20 protein-coding genes and 1 pseudogene are annotated in these 18,943 nt (G+C 55.0%); 7 read left to right on the forward strand and 14 right to left on the reverse strand.

Features of this window, described 5'->3' with window-relative positions:
- Window positions 1-69: 69 nt before the first annotated feature.
- Both tnpA and IPM59_11500 read left to right on the forward strand, forming a co-directional pair.
- The gene (tnpA, locus tag IPM59_11495) at window positions 70-513 is read left to right on the forward strand and encodes an IS200/IS605 family transposase (protein ID MBK9216200.1); all 444 of its coding nucleotides are present in this window, start codon (window positions 70-72) and stop codon (window positions 511-513) included.
- A gap of 105 nt (window positions 514-618) precedes the next feature.
- Window positions 619-815 (forward strand): annotated as a pseudogene (locus tag IPM59_11500) (NAD(P)(+) transhydrogenase (Re/Si-specific) subunit beta).
- 7 nt (window positions 816-822) lie between these two features.
- Here the strand turns inward: IPM59_11500 and IPM59_11505 are convergent.
- From IPM59_11505 to IPM59_11520, 4 genes are read right to left on the reverse strand one after another with little or no spacing between them, the layout of a single operon-like run.
- A complete protein-coding gene (locus IPM59_11505; GenBank protein ID MBK9216201.1) occupies window positions 823-1,578 on the reverse strand; it encodes an enoyl-CoA hydratase/isomerase family protein in 756 nt (251 codons plus the stop codon).
- 47 nt (window positions 1,579-1,625) lie between these two features.
- Window positions 1,626-1,979 (reverse strand): four helix bundle protein, encoded by a 354-nt coding sequence (locus tag IPM59_11510; protein ID MBK9216202.1) that lies wholly within the window; start codon window positions 1,977-1,979, stop codon window positions 1,626-1,628.
- A 36-nt stretch (window positions 1,980-2,015) separates the two neighbouring features.
- The gene (locus tag IPM59_11515) at window positions 2,016-2,336 is read right to left on the reverse strand and encodes a hypothetical protein (protein ID MBK9216203.1); all 321 of its coding nucleotides are present in this window, start codon (window positions 2,334-2,336) and stop codon (window positions 2,016-2,018) included.
- A complete protein-coding gene (locus IPM59_11520) occupies window positions 2,333-2,911 on the reverse strand; it encodes an enoyl-CoA hydratase/isomerase family protein (protein ID MBK9216204.1) in 579 nt (192 codons plus the stop codon). The genes IPM59_11515 and IPM59_11520 overlap by 4 nt, the downstream gene beginning before the upstream one ends.
- A 60-nt stretch (window positions 2,912-2,971) precedes the next feature.
- Between IPM59_11520 and IPM59_11525 the strand changes: the two genes are divergently transcribed.
- Window positions 2,972-3,583, forward strand: coding sequence for an inorganic pyrophosphatase (locus IPM59_11525; GenBank protein ID MBK9216205.1), 612 nt, complete (start codon window positions 2,972-2,974; stop codon window positions 3,581-3,583).
- A gap of 8 nt (window positions 3,584-3,591) precedes the next feature.
- Here the strand turns inward: IPM59_11525 and IPM59_11530 are convergent, their stop codons facing one another.
- From IPM59_11530 to IPM59_11555, 6 genes are all read right to left on the reverse strand, one after another.
- Entirely contained in the window at window positions 3,592-3,909 is a 318-nt protein-coding gene (locus tag IPM59_11530; GenBank protein MBK9216206.1) for a hypothetical protein, read from the reverse strand.
- Between the two features lie 294 nt (window positions 3,910-4,203).
- Window positions 4,204-5,859, reverse strand: coding sequence for an acyl-CoA carboxylase subunit beta (locus IPM59_11535; GenBank protein ID MBK9216207.1), 1,656 nt, complete (start codon window positions 5,857-5,859; stop codon window positions 4,204-4,206).
- Complete coding sequence (locus IPM59_11540; protein ID MBK9216208.1) at window positions 5,856-7,298, reverse strand: hypothetical protein; 1,443 nt, start codon at window positions 7,296-7,298, stop codon at window positions 5,856-5,858. Before IPM59_11540 ends, IPM59_11535 begins: the two co-directional genes overlap by 4 nt.
- 22 nt (window positions 7,299-7,320) lie before the next feature.
- Window positions 7,321-8,673 (reverse strand): hypothetical protein, encoded by a 1,353-nt coding sequence (locus IPM59_11545; protein ID MBK9216209.1) that lies wholly within the window; start codon window positions 8,671-8,673, stop codon window positions 7,321-7,323.
- 32 nt (window positions 8,674-8,705) lie between these two features.
- Window positions 8,706-9,104 (reverse strand): EVE domain-containing protein, encoded by a 399-nt coding sequence (locus IPM59_11550; protein MBK9216210.1) that lies wholly within the window; start codon window positions 9,102-9,104, stop codon window positions 8,706-8,708.
- Between the two features lie 85 nt (window positions 9,105-9,189).
- Entirely contained in the window at window positions 9,190-9,774 is a 585-nt protein-coding gene (locus IPM59_11555; GenBank protein MBK9216211.1) for a hypothetical protein, read from the reverse strand.
- 153 nt (window positions 9,775-9,927) lie between these two features.
- On the opposite strand from IPM59_11555, the gene IPM59_11560 reads away from it, so the two are divergent.
- Window positions 9,928-10,773: a UDP-3-O-acyl-N-acetylglucosamine deacetylase gene (locus IPM59_11560; GenBank protein MBK9216212.1), complete on the forward strand. Its 846-nt coding sequence runs from the start codon at window positions 9,928-9,930 to the stop codon at window positions 10,771-10,773.
- Here the strand turns inward: IPM59_11560 and gndA are convergent.
- Window positions 10,770-12,176 carry an NADP-dependent phosphogluconate dehydrogenase gene (gene gndA, locus IPM59_11565; GenBank protein ID MBK9216213.1) on the reverse strand — a complete coding sequence of 469 codons (1,407 nt, stop codon included), beginning with the start codon at window positions 12,174-12,176 and terminating at the stop codon, window positions 10,770-10,772. The two genes, IPM59_11560 and gndA, sit on opposite strands and share 4 nt — an antisense overlap.
- 4 nt (window positions 12,177-12,180) lie before the next feature.
- On the reverse strand, window positions 12,181-12,513 hold the full coding sequence (locus IPM59_11570; protein MBK9216214.1) for a hypothetical protein: 333 nt from the start codon (window positions 12,511-12,513) through the stop codon (window positions 12,181-12,183).
- Between the two features lie 65 nt (window positions 12,514-12,578).
- Between IPM59_11570 and IPM59_11575 the strand changes: the two genes are divergently transcribed.
- Window positions 12,579-13,493: a threonine/serine dehydratase gene (locus tag IPM59_11575; protein ID MBK9216215.1), complete on the forward strand. Its 915-nt coding sequence runs from the start codon at window positions 12,579-12,581 to the stop codon at window positions 13,491-13,493.
- A 47-nt stretch (window positions 13,494-13,540) separates the two neighbouring features.
- On the opposite strand, the gene IPM59_11580 is transcribed toward IPM59_11575, so the two are convergent.
- Together IPM59_11580 and IPM59_11585 are read right to left on the reverse strand one after the other, a co-directional pair.
- The gene (locus IPM59_11580) at window positions 13,541-15,172 is read right to left on the reverse strand and encodes a type II/IV secretion system protein (GenBank protein MBK9216216.1); all 1,632 of its coding nucleotides are present in this window, start codon (window positions 15,170-15,172) and stop codon (window positions 13,541-13,543) included.
- Window positions 15,173-15,719: 547 nt separating this feature from the next.
- Window positions 15,720-16,466: a type II secretion system F family protein gene (locus tag IPM59_11585; protein MBK9216217.1), complete on the reverse strand. Its 747-nt coding sequence runs from the start codon at window positions 16,464-16,466 to the stop codon at window positions 15,720-15,722.
- 202 nt (window positions 16,467-16,668) lie between these two features.
- Here IPM59_11585 and IPM59_11590 point away from each other — a divergent pair, with 202 nt between their 5' ends.
- Together IPM59_11590 and IPM59_11595 are read left to right on the forward strand one after the other, a co-directional pair.
- Window positions 16,669-17,658, forward strand: a complete 990-nt coding sequence (locus tag IPM59_11590; protein ID MBK9216218.1) for a VWA domain-containing protein — start codon at window positions 16,669-16,671, stop codon at window positions 17,656-17,658.
- Between the two features lie 10 nt (window positions 17,659-17,668).
- Complete coding sequence (locus IPM59_11595) at window positions 17,669-18,763, forward strand: VWA domain-containing protein (protein MBK9216219.1); 1,095 nt, start codon at window positions 17,669-17,671, stop codon at window positions 18,761-18,763.
- The last annotated feature ends 180 nt before the right edge of the window (window positions 18,764-18,943 follow it).

The following is an 18,943-nucleotide window of genomic DNA, read 5'->3' on the forward strand; positions in this document are numbered from 1 at the left end:
AGGATGCAAAACAGAAAGCGGCTTTAGCCGAACGAACAAAAAAATATTTCCTTATAGCTTTAGCTGAATATGCCTTGGGTCAAAGTTTGGTTACATTTTGTTTGGACGACGAAGAACAGACATCCATTTCTGACGGATGAGATTCGCCAGAAAGTCTTTGAGCACATTCGCGAGAATGCGTGGGAGAAGGGCATTTTTATTGATTTCAGAAATGGCTGGCTCGAACATGTTCATTGTTTGATCTCGCTTGGAACCGATCAGACGCTTGAGAAAATAATGCAGTTGATCAAAGGCGAGTCGTCTTTTTGGATCAATAAACAGAAGCTGACGAAAACCAAATTTGCATGGCAAGATGAGTATTTTGTCGTCTCTGTAAATGAAGAGACTTTGCCGAGTGTTAGAAGATATATCGCGAAGCAGGAAGAACATCACAAGAAGGTTCCGTTTGATGACGAGTTTGATAGCTTCTTGAAGCGTGCCGGGTTTCAGAAGTTTAAAGATGCTCCGGAATAGTTTGGGCTAAAGCCCGTTTTCTTTTTTAACATTTACCTCCAGCTAAAGCTGGAGGCAATTTAATTAAAGCTCGAGGCAAATTTACTAAAGCTGCAAGCAATCTGAATGCAACAAAGCCTGATCACAATCGCCTACATCGCCGCGAGTGCGTTGTTTATTTTGAGCCCTGGGGGGGGCTGAGCCAGCAGGAGACGGCGCGGCGGGGGAATGTTTATGGGATCGTCGGGATGCTGATCGCGCTGGTGGCGACGGCGGCGGCGATGAATGTGGGTGGCCTACCGGTGCTCGCGGCGGCGCGGTGACTGATCGCTACTTCTCCAAAAACTTAGCGATTCCTCTCTGACAATCTTCGGTCATACGAGCTTCAGCATTTACGTTCGCGCCTTGTTCAATTGCCGAAGCGAAATCTAACCCATCAATATCGTAGAGCAAGCCTTTCGTCATCTGGACGGCGGAGGCACTAAGGGCGGTGTAGCGGTCGGTGACGGTAGCGAGCGTGGATTCGAACCGGGCTTCGTCGGCGACAGCATGCACGATGCCGGAGTCTGATAAGGCTTGGGCAGACATCTCTTCGCCAAGAGTGAGCGTCGCAAAGGCACGGCGTTCGGACATGCTGCGATGCACGATCGCCGCCACCATCGCCGGCACGAACCCGATCTTGACCTCAGGAAACCCGAACTTGGCGTTAGTCTCCGCCACAATAAGATCGCAAGCCATCGCCAGCCCGCAGCCGCCCGCCAACGCCCTTCCTTTCACCGCCGCGATCACAGGCTGCCTCACCTCGCGAATCAGCTTGTACAATTCGCCAAGCGACCGCGCATCCTCAAGATTCTCCTCGAGTGACGCATTAGCGATCTTCTGCAATGCAGAAAGATCCGCCCCCGAACAAAAATCCTTCCCCGCACCGCGAATGACGATGCACTTTATCGAATCATCAGCATCAGCTTCACGCAAAGCCGTCTTCAACGCCGCGATCAACTCGTCATTCAGCGCATTACGTTTCTCAGGCCGGTTGAGTGTAATGATCGCAATCGATCCAGCGGTTTCGGTTAAGATCTCATCCATCAGTCGTGTCACTTCCTTCTAATTAATAATTAGATAATTAGTAATTACTAATTAGTAGGTCGAGATGAGGAGTGTATCGAGGAGATTATTTTGACCAGTTCCAGTCGATCTGCCTCAATAGAATTGTATTCCTGCTCAGTCAATCTCTCGCCATGGAATAGAACCAATAACCAATACTCGGTTTCCAAGGCTCGACGGCGAGCAATGCCAAATTCTGAAACGAATGTGTCTCGGTTCTCGGCACCAATTGCCGCCCGAACGTGCCTGCCGATGTTTGTCCCGGAGATTAGCAACTCCTTCGACAAAACAAACTCACGCTTTTCCTCGTTCAGATAGTGGCACGGCTTCACAATCCGCAATGCGAAGTCGAGGGATTTGTCGAGAACAATATTCTCACTCATAACCTACTTACTAATTAGTAATTGAGTAATTATTAATTAAACCTCATCTAGCTCGATAAACATCCTCAACAGTGCCGTCGAGAAGGTCTTCCCTTGGGCGTCCGTCATCAGGCTCAGCGTGCCGCCGCCGCCGAGGCTGCCGTGGAGGAGGAAGTTGAGCGCGTTGAGGTTTGGCAGTTCGAAACGCTCGACATCGCCTTTGACCATCTCGCCGAAATGCTGTTTGACGGCTTCGGCGGTTACCTTTTCCACGAGCAGTGGATAGTATTCGGGCTTCAGGGCGATCAGGCCGACGTTGGCGGTGTCGCCTTTGTCGCCGCTACGGGCGTGGGCGATGTTTACGAGTTGAACCTTCATAGCACCAAGTTTACCGCAGTTGCCACTACATCTTCACTTATATCGTCGATCAAACCTATCGCCAGCGCTCGGTGGGCGTCCATCGGCGAGGCCGTGAAGAACATCTCCAACGCACTCGACGTGCCTATCAATCGCGGCAAACGCTGTGTACCGCCCCAGCCGGTGATGATGCCGAGCCCGGCTCCGGGATGGGCGAACTGTGCATTCGGCGATGCGATCCGCCGATCGCAGGCAAGGGCGAGATCGAGCGCGCCGCCGAAGCAATAGCCGTTGATCGCAGCGATGGTAGTTTGCGGCAGATCGGCAATCGACTGCATCAGTCTCTGGCCTCGTCGGGAAAATCTGGGTGCTTCGTCGGCTGTCACGGCAGCGATCTCTCGTAGGTCTGCACCTGATGCAAACACGTCGCCCGTTCCGGCGAATACAACCGCTCGAATGTCTTTGCATTCTGCGATCTCTGAGACCAAGACATCTAATTCGCCGAGAACCGCCACAGAAAGCGGGCTCCGGATCTCAGGGCGGTTGAAGCGGATCATCAAAGAACTGTTATGCCGCTCAGATACGATGGTCAACATTGGGTTCGTTCAACCACCCGCTACCGCAGGTGGTCCTGACTTCGTTAGAATAACAGTGTCATGTTCCGAACCAACAAAGCCCATCCGTGGCACGGGATCGAGATCGGCCCGGACGCGCCTGCTGAGGTCACTGTCTTTGTCGAGATAGTGCCCGGTGATACGGTCAAGTACGAGGTCGATAAACCGAGCGGCTATCTCAAGATCGACCGCCCGCAGCAGTATTCAAACGTCGTCCCGGCCAACTACGGCTTTATCCCGAAAACTTACTGCGGTGACAGTATTGCTGCGTTGGCCGCCAGCGGTTCCGGCAAAGCTGTTGCCAAAGGCGACGGCGATCCGCTCGACATCCTTGTTCTTAGCGAACACCATATCCCTCGCGGCGACATCATCCTGAAAGCTCGTCCGATCGGCGGCTTTTGCCTGCTCGATGGCGGTGAAGCTGACGACAAGATAATAGCGGTGCTCAAGGGCGATAAGGTTTACGGCCAATATGCCGAAATGACGGAGCTGCCCGACGGCATCATGAGCCGCATCGAGCATTACTTCTTGACCTACAAATCCCTGCCCGACGAACCGAACCGCTGCGAGATCGCATATTTTTATGGGCGAGAGCGTGCTTACGGCATCATCAAGACGGCGATAGACGATTACCATAGTTTGACGGCCAAATAAGGGTTCCGTCAAAGCAGAGCTAGCTTAAGCGCCCAGGGCAAAGCGTGCTTGGCGACCACAGGTGCATTCTTAAGAGTAAAGATCAGCACCTTTGGCGCGGCTTTTAGCAATACCGCTTTCAGGACCGGTTTGGCGACGTTCTTTGCGACAAACTTCGTCGTCACCCAAGTGGCCTTCGCAGCCGATTTGACGATGATGACTACGGCGTTCTGACCCGTGTTGCGCTCAGCCTTCTTTGACCGAGAACCCTTGTCCTGAGCGTGGAGCGAAACGGCCAACAACAACACCGCGCACAACGGCAGCAACAACCTGAATATTCTGTTCATTTTTTCGAGTGACCGGCAGGTAAGATGTGAGGAACATCGCTGTGGGAAGCGACTCTTATCATTATAACCGCTTGAGATTGCGTTTGAGAAGCACTTTTTCAGCGTCCCGTGATCAACCGGCCGTTGAGGAGCAGGGCCGGACAAAGCCGAGGAAACATGAAATAACTCCAGCTTTGCACTACGCGTAGTAGGTTAGGCCCTGCTTGACGTGAAAATAGGTCGAATCGAAGGTAAAATCCGTAAAAGCGGCGTCAAGACGCCGGAACGCGGGTCTGCGACATACGCGGTCAGTATCTAGCTGATGGGCGGCAAGACAAAGGCACCGATATGCGGCGACGATGTATTTTGGCACGTTTCGAGAGCGAGGATGAGTGCATCGCGGACGTTTTCGGGAATGAGAATGGCATCGACGAGGCCGCGGGCGGCGGCGTGTTTCGCGTCGAGTTCGCGGTCGTAAGTATCACGGACCTTTTGCATCTCGGCCTTGAGGGCATCGTCGGGTTCCTGGCCCGAGGCTTTTAGTTTATCGAGCTGCGTGCCAAAAATCGCCTGCACTGCGCTGTCGCCTTCCATCACGCCCATGCGGCCGGTCGGCAGCGAGAAGATGAAGTCGGGATCGAATCCCTGCCCCGCCATTGCGTAGTAGCCCGCACCGCTGGCGTGGTTGATGGTAAGGACGAGTTTTGGGACCTTGGCAGTTGCCATCGCTTCGACAAACCTCGCTCCCGCGCGGATGATGCCGCTATGCTCGGCGTCGGCCCCGACCATGAAGCCGGAGACGTCCTGAACAAAGAGCAGCGGCGTGTCGTGACGGTCGCAGTTTTCGATGAAATAGGCGGTCTTCTCGGCGGATTCGGTGTAAACGATCCCGCCAAAACGCGGTCCGTTCTTGCCCTTTGACATCGCACGCGAGTTTGCGATCACCCCGACCAGATGCCCGCCGATTCGCGCCGTGCCGCAGATCATTTCCTTGGCAAAGTCCGTCTGGAATTCGTCGATTGGACCGTCGAGGAATGTATTCAATACCGCGTGCATGTCATACGGTGCTCGATGGTCGGAGGGAAGGAGATCGTAGAGTGCCGAAGGAGCGCGGACACTCTTTTCCGCGCGAGCGTCGCTTTTACGCTCGGTTGCTTTCTCGGCGGAGGAACCGCCGATGCGGACAGGAGTGTCTGCACTCCGAACTGGCAGTTCTGTGACAAGTTGCCGTATCTTCTCGATGCACTCTTTGTCGTCTTTCGTGCGATAGTGCGCGACGCCGGAGATCGAGTTGTGCGTCATTGCGCCACCCAGTGTTTCGTTGTCGATGGTCTGGCCCGTGGCGCCTTTGACGAGGTTTGCCCCGCCGAGGCCCATAAAGCTCGTGCCCTCGACCATCAGGATCACGTCGCTGAGCGCGGGCAGGTACGCGCCGCCGGCGACGCACATTCCCATAACGGCGGCGATCTGCGGGACTTTAAGGTAATGCCGCATGATCGAGTTGTAATAAAAGATTCGAGCGGCACCGTATTGCCCCGGGAACACGCCGCCCTGATATGGCAGGTTAACGCCTGCAGAATCAACGAGATACACGATGGGCACGCGATTACGCATCGCGATCTCCTGTGCCCTGAGGATCTTCTTGATCGTCTCGGGATACCACGCGCCTGCCTTAATGGTGGCGTCGTTGGCGACGATGACACATTCGCGGCCTTCGACCTTGCCAACGACGGTGACCACCGCGGCGGCCGGAGCCTGGCCGTCGTATTCGTCATAAGCGACGAGCAGGCCGATCTCCTGGCTATAAGTATCGGTATCGAGCAGCAGGGCTATCCGCTCGCGGGCGCTTAGCTTGCCCTGCTTGTGAATCTTCGCGACCTTGTCCGGCCCGCCGCCAAGTTTTAAGGTTTTCTCGAGGCGGAGGTAATCGTCTGTAAGTGAGCGCAAACGCGGGGCGTCAGATTTTGTCATCTAATAGAAATATTCGCCGAGCTCGTATCGCCAACGTTCGGATTATCATGGCTCGTGATGCGGAGGCGGGCCTGTTTTGTAACACGCGGCCCAAATGAGAAATACTCCTGATTGTCGTTGGGCGTCCGATTGAAGAGAGTTCGCCATGTCGTGCCGCCGTCGTGTGACAGTTCGATGCGAACGTCGCCAGAGACATTATTGCTCGTCCATATCATGCTCAGGTGGATGTTGCGCGGCACGATCTCGTTACCGTTGTAGTTCCCTAACGTGATGCTCTGGCCACTGTAACGATAGTTCGCGATCCAGTCAGCAGTGTTGTTTAGCGAACGTGCATTATCGCGGGCGTTCTCAACACCGGTCGGAGCGCTGTTATAGATCACGTCCGGATTCGAGAAGTGCGGCGCGCGCGGACAGCCCGCCGTGCAGGGATCTGTATAGGACATTACGGTACGAAAACTGCCATTCAGATAATGGCCGAAGCTGTAAGGATAAGTCGCCGTGCCCCCGTTTTCAGGATTATGGTGGCTACCCATGTTGTGACCGAGTTCGTGAGCGAGGGTCAAGTTGCCGACCGCGCAGGTTCGCGCAGTCACAGTGAAGCCGTTGTTCGGGTTGCCTCCGGGCGGGCCCATTAGATATCCGATGCCGCACGCCGCGGTCGAATTGGTCAGCATCGCCACGAGGTCTGCCCTCAGTTCGTCGCGGCGCATGTTCGCTGCGGTGTCAGCCCTGAGGTTTGACAGCTCCGTGTTGAAGCTCCCTGTCTCGACCATCGCCGTGAACTCTGCCCGGACCAGCCGCACGCGCTGGCGGATCTTACTATTAATGTACGCGGTATTCGTCGCATCGACCGCCTGCTGAGCGATCGTTTGGGCCTGCGTATCGCCGCCAGCAGATGTCCGGACAGCGGCCGTATATAGGACCAGCACGTCTATGCGATCGCCTGAATCGACCTCGGCGCCGGCCGTTCGCTGTTCAACGCCAACATCACCCTTTACCTCACCGCCGCACGGCGGAAAGAGCGTCTGATCAAGCTCGACGAGATAATGTTTGTCGCCTCGCGGCACGATCTCATACACAGCGTAGGGCGAGTAAATAATCCCCGAGAAGCTTTCCGATTTCTGCGTGATCACAACATCGCCAGAGAAGCTGCCGTCGGTAATCTTGCCGCGCCACGTCAGGTCACGAGCGGACCGGATCTCGAGGCCCTCAGCCGCAATGCGACGTGCCGTGAACGACCTGCTATCAAACAAGTCGAGCGTAATGCTCTCGCTGCCCCGCAGCAGATCACCATCGATCCGAATGGCGCTCTCGCGGATCGAGGCAATAGATGATCGTTCCGCCGCCGCACGCGTCGAGGGCGTATCGAGCAATGTGAACAGTCGTCCATCGCGAGCCTCGGCACCTGACGGCATGAGTAGTGCCGCAGTAAGTAACATAAGAAACGCAAAATATCTCATATCACTTTTCATTGATTATAAATGTCGGCACCATGCCGCCACCGGATGAAACGTTGGCGAGTTCGGTCGATGACAGCCGCGTAAATGCCGAGCCGACCTTGCCGAGGAACAACAACGGATCGAGATCCACGAGCTGCTCGACCATCTGCCAGCCACCATCGTCGGTGAGCATCGGGAACATCTCCTTAGCGGTCTTAACCCTCTCTTGCACCAAGTAATCACCATCGCTGAGGGCTACCGCGATCGCGTCGTCCCATTCGGACTGGCTTGAGTTCCAGCCGATATAAATGCCATGGCCTCCGTAGTCGTCGTTCGGTTTAAGGACTAGTTTTTGTGAATTTGCTCGCGTCCACTCAACAAGATCGATCGTGTCGCCGCGATTAACGGTCTTTTCGCCGCGAAACACCCGTGTCCACGGAACATGTGCCTTAATGGCATCCAATTCGGCAGCGGTGAACAGATGCGAATAACGTTCGTTCGTCAGCACCGCAAAGATCGCTTTCTTATGCACCAGTTTGCTGCGAAAGCTATTGACCATGCAGACGTGACCCGCTCGGTAAGCGTTCAACAAATCGGGATTCCCGTCCATTATCGGCAGATATTCATTGACGAGCAGACGCTTGTAAACGATATCGATCACCCGGCCATCGTTGGTCAGCCAAGTGTCGTCATATTCGAGTTCATCGGGCGAACAAATGACCGACGGATAGCCTTGCGATTCGAAATACTCAGCAAACAGCTCAAATTCCTTCTGCGTCGGCAGATCCTTGAGGTCGACGATAGCTATCGTCGGCGCCCGCTCAGGGGTACGGCCAAGAAACTCCTCGTAGCACGCCAGGAGCACGTCCAGCATTTTTGCCCGTCCATCATGCCCCGAAAATGCGAAGCGCTCGCCGAATCGCTTCATTATCGGCAGCGACCTGAATATCTCCGAGGCCGAGTCGGCGTAGGCAATACCCGCGGGTGATTCACCGTTCAATTCGACATAGCTGTAAGCCTCATCTGTCAGGAACGAGTCGAGTCGTGAAGTCGGAGAGACGTGCGCGTACCCCGGATCGATCTTCACCAGATCGCGTTCGGTTGCGGTAACGCCCAATTCGTCAAGTAAAGCGTCATCCTCAACGGCGGCGTCCTTAACCTTTTGGAGAGCATCAAATACGGTTTCGCACGTCCGGCTTACACGTTCCCAATCGTCCCGAGAAACAAAATGAGGCCTGAGGTATGGCGTGAGGCGGCGGCCGCCGAAGATCAGCTTCGTCCTGTCAAGTTCCGCGTCGAGCAACTGAAGAGACGACTCGGCGAGGTCGGCGTCATCTAAAAGTTCGTGGTAGTGATCGACGGCGGCTTTTAACATAGAAAGACGCAGGCGAGATAACCGCATCCCGGCTACTTCGACATGCTCAGGATCTCTTCAAACTCGTCCCTGGTCAGCGGCATCACCGAGAATCGTGGCTGACGGACGAGGTAGATGTTTGCGAGGGCTTTGTTGCCCTTGATAGCTTCGAGCGTGACCGGCTTCTTTAGTGGCTTCTCGGGCGTCAATTCGACGGCGTGCCACGCAGTGTCGGTCGGGTCGGGAAAGGCCTCTTTCGTCACCTTCGCAATGCCCACGACCTCTTTGCCGACGACCGAGTGATAAAAATATACCTTGTCGCCGTTCTTCATATCACGCAAGAAATTTCGAGCCTTAAAGTTCCTGACGCCGGTCCAGTCGGTCTTGCCTTCTTTAACAAAGTCGTCCCACGAATACGCGGTAGGCTCCTGTTTCACCATCCAGTAGTTCATAAGATTCGGTTGGCCTCGAAAGGGCGCAAAATGCACAAAAGAGTTCTATGTTTTGTGTCTCTTACGCATTTTTGCGGCAATTTTTCTATTTCTTCGCTGCCGCTGCCTTTTTGTTCAGCCACTTCGCCCAGCGTTCTAATATCGGCCTAAAAGGTTTGAACAACTTCGCCCGCCAGCTTCCCTCAGCCTGTTTCTCGCTCCATAGCTTCAGGTTCTTTTCGGCATATTGGCGTATCTGCGGTTCGAGGCTGCCTTTCTTGACTGAGTGGCGAAGCGTCAGATAGTAATGCTGGCCGGCAAGCGAAAATATCAGGCCGGCGAGGTTGCCTTTGAAGGAGCTTTTCGCCATGAACCGCTTAAAGAAGCCTTCAGTTGGCTGCAGAAGCGCTCCCATCGACATCTCAAACCACGGGGCGCTGTTCTGCATTCGCGGGTGATACAGTCCGGGCAGGTCGCCCTTGATCGGAACATCGAGGTTCTTTAGCCTCGGGTCGTTTATGTAATCGACAAGCTTGATGCGCTCGACGCCACGGATCTGCTCGATCGGCAAAAAGTCGAGTGCCTTCTCGATACTCGCCTCATGATCTTTTGGCAACGCAAACGACGCAGTGTTCTCGATGCGAATTTTGCTAACTTTCGCGGCCTTTTGGCCGGCGGTCTCTATGGGCATAACTTGGTGTAGATTGTAATTGGTTAGCCGGTAATAGTAAATCGCGCCACAGCGCGTGGCGGCCACGCCACAAAACGATAGGAGATTCATGTCACCTAGAACCGTTTTGTCGCCTTTTCACGATGGCACGCCGATTGATTAGGGTATACTCGAATGGCAAACCAAACGACTCTCTCAAGATCGATCAGTGTCTCAGGCGTCGGGCTCCACACAGGTGTCGATGTGAATATGACGCTGCGGGGAGCGCCGGAGAATACGGGCTACATCTTTGTCCGCACGGATCTCGATAATTTTGAGATACCGGCGTCGGTCGAATACATATCACACTGTGCGTATGCGACCACGCTAATGCGACGAGGCGTGGTGCTTTCGACGTGCGAGCACCTCCTGTCTGCCCTCCGTGGCACCGGTATTGACAATTGCTTTATTGAGATCGACAACATCGAGATCCCGATCCTCGACGGTTCGAGCGAGGCCTTCGTCGATCTCATCGAGAGCGCGGGTACGCTCGAACAGGATTCGCCCAGACACACGCTGAAGATAATGGAGCGAGTCGAGATCGATCAGGGTGGCCGCCGAATGTCGGTCGAACCGGCAGAGCGATTTGAGATCGAATGTTTGATCGATTTTCCTCATCCGTTCATTAACAGACAGTCTCTCACTTTCACGTTGGACAACGGCTCGTTTGGCCGCGAGATCGCCTCCGCACGCACATTCGGCTTTACCCATGAGATCGAGACGTTGCGCAAGGCTAATCTCGCTCAAGGCGGCTCACTCGACAACGCCATTGTGCTCACGGAACAGGGTATGCTCAACGAAACACCGCTCCGTTTCACCGACGAGTTCGTCCGCCACAAGATACTCGACATCATCGGCGACCTCGCGCTGCTCGGAATGCCCGTCCAAGGCAAATTCACCGCCGAAAAGAGCGGGCATTCGATACATGCACAGCTTATGAGCAAACTGCTGAGAACCAATGGTGCTTGGTCGGTTATCTAGCTCGTCTCCCAATCCGGCGTGTGAAACGTGCCCTCGCGATCGGTGCGTTGGTAGGTGTGAGCGCCAAAGTAGTCGCGTTGTGCCTGGATGAGGTTAGCGGGCAGGCGTCCGGCACGGAATGCGTCGAAATAGCCGAGAGCGGATGAAAAGCCCATACCTGGAATGCCGTGGCCATTCAATGCCGACACGACCTTTCGCAACGACATCATTCGTTGTACCAGGTATGGCGCCAAGGCCGCGTCGAGCAAGAGATTAGGGAGATCCTGCGTCGCCGAGTAGGCCTCGCGGATCTGTTCGAGCAGGGCGGACCGAATGATGCAGCCGCCGCGCCAGATCTTTGCGATCTCCGCTACGTCGAGGCCATAGCCTTTTTCGGTTGAGGCCGCCCGCAGCAGCGATAGGCCTTGGGCATAGGCGATCACAAACCCACAGAACAAGGCGTTCTTCAGATCGTCTGCCTCGACCGACGTGTGGTGCTCCGTGAGATCGTTGGAATATCTGTGTGCCATCTTTCCCCTTAGCTCTTTCTGGGCCGAGATCTGCCGCATGGTGACGGCGGCGTCGATCGTCGGAACCGGCACACCGAAGTCCATCGCGGCCTGCGATGTCCATTTGCCGGTTCCCTTCTGGCCGGCAGTATCTAGGATCAGTTCCACGAGCGGTTTGCCTGTATCAGCATCCTTTTTCGCAAGCACCGTCGCCGTGATCTCGATAAGAAAAGAGTTGAGTTCGCCGCTGCCCCATGCGGCAAAGGTCTCGCTCAGCACATCTGAGTCCATTTCGAGAACTCGTTTCATCAGGTCATACGACTCGGCGATCAACTGCATCATTCCGTACTCGATGCCGTTGTGGACCATCTTGACAAAATGGCCGGCCGAGCCGCTACCGATATAGGCAACACATGGATCTCCATTCACCTTTGCAGCAACAGCTTGAAGGATCTTCTCGATACGGCCGTAATACTCGCGGCGGCCGCCGGGCATGATAGACGGGCCGTGGCGGGCACCTTCTTCGCCGCCGCTGACGCCCATCCCGATGAAACCGATACCCCTTGCCGTCAGTTCGGATTCGCGGCGCTCGGTGTCGGTGAAGTGCGAGTTGCCGCCGTCAATAATCAAATCGTCCTCGTCAAGATGCGGCACGAGGTCGCCGATAACCTTGTCAACGATCGGCCCGGCGGGCACAAGGAGCATGATGTTGCGTGGAGATTCGAGCTTTGAGATGAAATCCGGCAGATCATTGCCAACTGCGACCGGTATTCCTGCTCCCTCTTCGAGCAGCAGGGCACGCTTCGCCGCATCGAGATCGTAACCGACGCCGCTGATGCCGTGCTCCGCGACGTTGAGCAGAAAGTTTCGCCCCATCGTGCCGAGGCCGATCATCCCAAAATGCGATTTTGACATGGCCTTAGTGTCCCAAATGCTTGATGAACGCCGCTTTAAGATTCCTTTCGATCTCGGCGTGAAGTGGCGTCTCGCTGGTCGCTCCAATGACCTTCTTCCCACATTTGCCGCAGAGAAAATAGGCGATCAGAACGCCATGTTCGCGGAAGATAAAAGCATTGAGCGACAGCGCATCTTTCTTCTTGTATTTCATCACGTTGATCTCGCCGCCGCAGCCGGGGCAGCCGTCGCCGTCGTGAAACCAGCGTGACTTAATAGCGCTGCCAAACTGCATCTGCGCCTGGCGAAAGATCATATCGAGCGTTTCGGCGACCTCTTTATCGTAGTTCTTTGGCATACGGCATGACTCCGGATCTAACTTGCCCGGCAAAATGACTCGCTCTAAACTTGTGGCTAGTCATTATGTTATCACTCCGCGACGCCATTCGACCTACGACATTCATTAAATCCGCAAAACTCCGCGATTACCTTGGACTGGATGTGACCATCGCCAGCGAGACGTTTCAGCACACGGGGAGCTTTAAGTTCCGCGCTGCATACAACGTCGTGCTGAATTCGCCGAATGACGAGTTTGTCGGCGTCTCATCGGGAAACTTCGGACAGGCCCTTGCCTATGCGTGCAAACTGCTGGGGCGAAAATGCACCGTCATAATGCCGCATAACTCAGCAAAGGTTAAGGTCGATGCCGTACTTGCGTACGGTGCGGAAGCCGATCTGATAGACGTTAAGGTCATCAGCCGGACCGACCGACTCGAACAGTTTGCCAACGAACGACCTGATGCATATCTCGCCAGCGCGTTTGATGATCAACTCGTGATCGACGGCAACTCGATGCTGGGCGACGAGATAGCGACACACGATTTCGACGCGGTCGTGCTGCCGATCGGCGGCGGCGGCCTGATCTCGGGCACGATCCAGAGTTTTGCACGAAACGGCAAGGCCACCGAGATCATCGGTGCCGAACCGCTGCTCGCAAACGACGCCGCCCGCAGTTTGCGAGCGGGCGAACTTATCGCCAACGCTACCGAACCACAAACCATCGCCGACGGCACGCGCACACTCTCGCTCGGTAACCTAACGTGGCCGATCATCAGAGACGGAGTGACAGAGATCGCTGAGGTACCTGAAGAGAAGATCGTTGAGGCTGTCAGGCTCTATTATGATCTAGCAAATCTCAAGTGCGAGGCCACAGGAGCCCTTAGCCTCGGTGCAGTCCTACAAGATCAGGCGAGGTTTATCGGTAAAACGATCTGTCTCGTCGTCAGCGGTGGCAATGTAGATCCGTCCGTTTACTCTAGGTTGATCAGTCGCGGATGACGCCGACTATACAGCGCTTGCGGCGAGCATGAACCACCGCTGGCCAGCTATTGTCGAATTTCTTCCACAAACGTCACGCGGTTAATTTCATGCAGCGTCGTTTGGCCCGAAAAGACCTTCTTGACGGCAGATTCGCGCAAGGATGAGAGGCCTTCTTTCTCGGCCTGTCGGCGGATCTCCGAGCCCGGCCGGCGCTCGATGATCATTTCGCGGATGAGATCCGACATGTCAAGTAATTCATGGATCGCGGAGCGGCCTCGGTAGCCGGTGTGATTACAGGCGTCACACCCGACGCTCCGAAATAATGACCGGCCTTGTGCGTCGGATGGACGGATACCGGACGACAGCAGTTCTTCGTCAGTCGCCTCGTAAGGACGTCTGCAAGTCGGGCAAAGCAAGCGAACGAGCCTCTGGGCGAGCACGCAGTTGAGCGATGAGACAAAGTTATACGGCTCAACGCCCATGTTTAGAAAGCGGCCGATAACGTCGATCACGTTGTTGGCGTGAACAGTCGTAAACACGAGGTGGCCGGTCAGCGCGGATTGGATGGCGATCTGTGCCGTTTCTTCGTCACGAATTTCGCCGACCATTATCTTGTCCGGGTCGTGACGCAGGATGGAACGAAGTCCGCGAGCGAACGTCAGCCCCTTTTTCTCATTCACCGGTATCTGCACGATCCCGTGAAGCTGATACTCGACCGGATCCTCGATCGTTATGATCTTATCCTCGTCGTTACGGATCTCGTTCAGAGCGGCGTAGAGCGTCGTCGTCTTACCGGAACCCGTCGGCCCGGTAACGAGCACCATGCCGTATGGTTCCTTAATATAAAGACGAAAACGCTGGAGATCGTCATCGTCAAATCCGACGACATCAAGATTCAGATTCTTGAACGACTCGTTAATTTGCTCTTTGTCGAGGATACGAATAACCGCGTCCTCACCAAAGATCGTTGGCATTATTGAGACACGAAAATCGACCGTGCGGCCCTTGTACCGCACCCGAAAACGCCCGTCCTGCGGGATGCGGCGTTCGGCAATATCGAGCTCAGACATAACCTTGATGCGCGAGATCAGCGTCTGGTGAAAGGCTATGTCGATCGGATCGACCTTAGAGTAGAGAGCCCCGTCGATGCGAAATTTGACCTGAACATCACGCTCGCGCGTTTCGATATGAATATCTGACGATCGCGATTCCATCGCGTTGTAAAGTATTGTGTCGACGAGCTTTATGATCGGCGACATTTCAGTGTCAGACGCCAGCTTGTCGAGATCGAGCACCTCTTCGCCCTGCTCGGTCTCCTTGACGAGCGATATCTTGAAGGTCGATGCGGCCTCAGCCAAGACACGCGAGGTCGAGTCGCCTTTTCTGAGAACAACATCGATTGCACCGGCAGTCGCGACGTAGGGCACGATGCGGACATTCAGAACGTTCTCCAACTCATCGAGCCTTTCGAGATTCGTCGGATCGGCCATCGCCGCATGGAGGTTGTTGCCGTCACGCCGGAGCGGCACGAACTGATTCCGTAGCATTAGATCGACCGGAATGACCGCCAATTCCTCAATATCCACCGGCGATTCCTGCTCAGGCGGCAACAGGTCAATAAACGGCATTCGGTAGCGTTTTGCCAGCGACTTTGCCTCGGTCACCTCGGGTGGTTCCTTATCGAGGAAGTCATTCATCTGGATATTTGGCGACGATGTGTACGTCTGATCGCCGTTCGTAGTAGTGCTCATTTCAATCTATTTTCGTCCGCCTACCGGCCCGGCCGAGATCATCTGTATGATCGGCAGGTAGATAGCGAGCAATATGGTAACGACGATGCCGGCCATGAACAACAGTATCAACGGTTCGAGCAGTGTCGTAAATTGCTCGAGCCTCACCTCGGCCTCCGCGTCGTAGAACGTGGCCACCTCATCGAGCATCTCACGCAAGGAACCTGAGCCCTCACCGATGCCGATCATGTCGAGTGCTAATTCGGGCAGCCAGTTGGCCTTCTCAAGAGCATCCGTGAATCCGCGCCCCTCTCGGATCATCGGCAGCACGCCTTGGCTGCGGCGACGCAATTCGAGATTGTTGATCGCCTGCGCCGATATCTCCCACGCCTCGGGCACCGTAATGCCGCCTGACAACAGCGTCGAAAGCGACCGCGAAAGCTGGGCAGTGGTCATATTGCGTATCAGTTGCCCGCCGATCGGCACTCTCAGCAAAGCCTTGTGCAGCATCAGCTTACCGGCCTGAGTGCGGAGCCACGCAAATATCGCCAGCCCGACTATCAGTAGCAGCGGGGCAAGCCAATAAATATTGTTGATGATCGCGTTCGATATCCACAGCACGATCAGCGTGACCGTCGGCAGCGTACGATTTCGCTGCAAGGCTCTTGAACAGATCCGACATTCGGGGAACGATATAGAGCGTCAAAAACGCCACCATCATCGTCGATGCAAGAAGCAGGAACGCCGGATACGCCAGAGCCCCGCGCAGTTTGCGCGAGACACCGACACTGCGTTTGAGATACGTTACAAACCTGGCCAGAACGTCATCCAGGGCGCCGCTCCGCTCTCCCGCGAGGATCGACGCCGTGTATATGCGGGGAAACATTCCCTGAGACTCAAACGCCTCAGATAGCGGTATGCCGTTCTTGATCTTGTCTTCGACATCGACGAGCACTGCACGCAGATTCGCCGTGGCCGAGCGTGTTTTGAGCAGTCCGATAGCCTGCAGGATGGGGATACCGGCACGGAGCAATGCCGATAGTTGCTGATTGAAGAGAAGAAAATCTGCCTGCTTGACGCGGCCTTTGCGGCTGGCAGACGAAAGGACAGCAGAGAGCCCTTCGCTGGCGTTTGACACCGCAAACACCTTAAAGCCCTCATTCTCGAGCCGAGCGCGAGCGTCCGAGGCGGCAGCCGCCTCAACGATCCGCGTAACGATTTCCCCCGACGGCGTACCTAGCCGGCAGATAAATTCGGTCATAGATATATCGAACCAATTTGTGCCCTGACACCCTTTGATCGATCTGCACGATTATATCACGCCGAAACTATTGAATTGTTTCACCACCAAATGGATTTTATCCAAAGCAAAACAACCGAGAATCGGACGCGGGCATCAAAGAAACATCTTGCTAACGGCCAACCAAGTTCCATAGAATATGGCTGACCTTACAGAAGTCTAGATGGGCGATTTTCAAGTAGTTTCTCGCCGACTTTCGGCATCGGTTTGTCGATTCGTGGCAACGTGCGGAGTATTTCTATGCTGTGCGTTAGCGTCGTTCGCGCAGCTGCCGTCTGAGACCCCACCCGACGATCCTGATGCGCCCGTTCGCATAAAGACAGACCTTGTCACACTAACCCTGACGGTCACCGACCAATTTAACCGTTATGTCTCGGGCCTCTCGAAGAAGCACTTTTCCGTCACTGATGACGGCCTTCCACAGGACATCACTTTCTTTAGCGACAGCGACGCTCCGGTGTCGCTTGGCATCCTCTTCGACGTCTCGGGGTCGATGAGCGGCGAAAAGATCGGCAAGGCACGCAACGCCCTCGAACGGTTTATCAACACCAGTCATCCTTCTGACGAATACTTCCTGATCGCATTCAATTCGCGTGCCCAATTGCTTCTCGACCGAACGCGCGACGGCGAAGCGGTGTTGAGAAAGCTGACTCTTATTCAACCTCGAGACGACACTGCGCTATATGACGCCGTCTATCTGGGCGTCGAACGTGTCACACGAGGAAGCCATCAAAAGCGAGCAATGCTGATCATAAGCGACGGCCAGGACAATGCGTCGCGATATAATTTTGGCGAGGTGCGCCGCTTGCTGAAAGAGTCAGATGTCGTCACCTATGCCGTTGGCATTATGGACAGAGGCGACGCAAGTTCGACTCTCGGAATGCAGGGTCAGGCATTTCTGGACGAGATCAGTTCGGTAACCGGCGGCAAGTCGTTCTACCCGCAGTCGGACGTTGAGATGGATGAGATATTCGAGAGGATCGCGCTCGAACTCCGGCATCAGTACACGATCGGCTACATACCAAAAGACTTCCAACCAAACGGAAAATGGCGTAAAGTAAAAGTTAAGGTCAAACCTCCCAGGGGTTTGCCGCGTCTAACCGTCCGCAGTCGCGAGGGCTACTATGCGACGCCAAATACCAAATATCGCTAGGTTTGCCACGATGAACAAAAGCATATTGCCGATGCTGGGCACGACGTTGCTCGCATGCCTGCTTCTGACCGACTCACCGGTCTCGAATGCCGCCGAAGGCCTTCCGAGCCCGACTCCGACACCGGTAGGCTCACCGACGGTCAAGCCGACACCTCGTATCGACGATCCGGACGAGATCATCAAGATCGACACAGAATTGGTCAACCTCAACGTCCGCGTCGTCGACAGGAATAACCGGCCAGTCAACGATTTGCAGGAGAACGCATTTCGGATCTACGAAGACGGCAAGCTACAGCAGATCGATTTTTTCTCAAAATCCGAAGTGCCGACAAACTACGGCATCGTCGTCGATAATTCCGGCTCTCTTCGTTCGCAGTTGGAAAAGGTAATCGAGGCAGGAAAGGTGCTCGTTAATATGAACCGCCAGAATGACGAGACACTCATCATTCGGTTTGTCGACAGCAAGAAGATCGAGATCCTCCAGGAGTTTACTTCCAACAAGACCGACCTTAATGATGCTCTCGAGAATATGTACATCGAGGGCGGCCAGACCGCGATCACTGATGCCGTCTACCTCGCTGTCGAGAGCATCGACGAATACCAGACCTCGCAGCGAAACGAAGACCGCAAGCGTCGCGCCCTGATCCTCGTCACGGACGGCGAGGACCGAAGCAGCTTCTATAATGAGAAACAGTTGTTCGACCTACTGCGTGAATCTGAGGTCCAGATCTACGTTGTCGGGTTTGTCGATGAACTAAGCAAGGACGGTGGCTTTATCAGCAAGAGCCCGCAAGCAAAAGCTCGTGCATTTCTTGAACGGATGGCTACCGAGAGCGGCGGCAAGGCATACTTCCCGTCAAGCCCCGCGGAACTTCCGAATCTCGCCCGCGAGATATCGAACGAGCTTCGCACGCAGTATTCCATCGGCTACATTCCGTCAAACGACCGCCGCGACGGCACCTACCGGACTATCAAGGTCCAAGTCAATGACGGCCCCAACGCCCAGAAACGGATCGCCATCACCCGAGCCGGCCGCACCGCCGACGCCGACGGATCAACTTCACCGGCGCCAAAATCATCGCCGGCACCGGCGAAGAATCCGTAGGATGTATCTCGTATCAGGCCGAACGCCTCGCCGAAGGGCGGGGCTTTTTTCTGCTTTATTTCTGTGAAAACCGTGATACTATCGCGAGATAACAACGAATCAAGAGTGGATCTCGGACTTTGAGGATCCGGGGATCCCGGCGTCAACCGCGAAGGTTATCTCACGCTCAACCGGCTAACG

This window comes from Chloracidobacterium sp. (assembly GCA_016715795.1).
GTDB lineage: Bacteria > Acidobacteriota > Blastocatellia > Pyrinomonadales > Pyrinomonadaceae > OLB17.

Coding starts and splice junctions, on each gene's coding strand:
- tnpA (MBK9216200.1), top strand. CDS start 70: ATGCCTTGGGTCAAAGTTTGGTTACATTTTGTTTGGACGACGAAGAAC.
- IPM59_11505 (MBK9216201.1), bottom strand. CDS start 1,578: ATGGATGAGATCTTAACCGAAACCGCTGGATCGATTGCGATCATTACA.
- IPM59_11510 (MBK9216202.1), bottom strand. CDS start 1,979: ATGAGTGAGAATATTGTTCTCGACAAATCCCTCGACTTCGCATTGCGG.
- IPM59_11515 (MBK9216203.1), bottom strand. CDS start 2,336: ATGAAGGTTCAACTCGTAAACATCGCCCACGCCCGTAGCGGCGACAAA.
- IPM59_11520 (MBK9216204.1), bottom strand. CDS start 2,911: ATGTTGACCATCGTATCTGAGCGGCATAACAGTTCTTTGATGATCCGC.
- IPM59_11525 (MBK9216205.1), top strand. CDS start 2,972: ATGTTCCGAACCAACAAAGCCCATCCGTGGCACGGGATCGAGATCGGC.
- IPM59_11530 (MBK9216206.1), bottom strand. CDS start 3,909: ATGAACAGAATATTCAGGTTGTTGCTGCCGTTGTGCGCGGTGTTGTTG.
- IPM59_11535 (MBK9216207.1), bottom strand. CDS start 5,859: ATGACAAAATCTGACGCCCCGCGTTTGCGCTCACTTACAGACGATTAC.
- IPM59_11540 (MBK9216208.1), bottom strand. CDS start 7,298: ATGTTACTTACTGCGGCACTACTCATGCCGTCAGGTGCCGAGGCTCGC.
- IPM59_11545 (MBK9216209.1), bottom strand. CDS start 8,673: ATGTTAAAAGCCGCCGTCGATCACTACCACGAACTTTTAGATGACGCC.
- IPM59_11550 (MBK9216210.1), bottom strand. CDS start 9,104: ATGAACTACTGGATGGTGAAACAGGAGCCTACCGCGTATTCGTGGGAC.
- IPM59_11555 (MBK9216211.1), bottom strand. CDS start 9,774: ATGCCCATAGAGACCGCCGGCCAAAAGGCCGCGAAAGTTAGCAAAATT.
- IPM59_11560 (MBK9216212.1), top strand. CDS start 9,928: ATGGCAAACCAAACGACTCTCTCAAGATCGATCAGTGTCTCAGGCGTC.
- gndA (MBK9216213.1), bottom strand. CDS start 12,176: ATGTCAAAATCGCATTTTGGGATGATCGGCCTCGGCACGATGGGGCGA.
- IPM59_11570 (MBK9216214.1), bottom strand. CDS start 12,513: ATGCCAAAGAACTACGATAAAGAGGTCGCCGAAACGCTCGATATGATC.
- IPM59_11575 (MBK9216215.1), top strand. CDS start 12,579: ATGTTATCACTCCGCGACGCCATTCGACCTACGACATTCATTAAATCC.
- IPM59_11580 (MBK9216216.1), bottom strand. CDS start 15,172: ATGAATGACTTCCTCGATAAGGAACCACCCGAGGTGACCGAGGCAAAG.
- IPM59_11585 (MBK9216217.1), bottom strand. CDS start 16,466: ATGACCGAATTTATCTGCCGGCTAGGTACGCCGTCGGGGGAAATCGTT.
- IPM59_11590 (MBK9216218.1), top strand. CDS start 16,669: ATGGGCGATTTTCAAGTAGTTTCTCGCCGACTTTCGGCATCGGTTTGT.
- IPM59_11595 (MBK9216219.1), top strand. CDS start 17,669: ATGAACAAAAGCATATTGCCGATGCTGGGCACGACGTTGCTCGCATGC.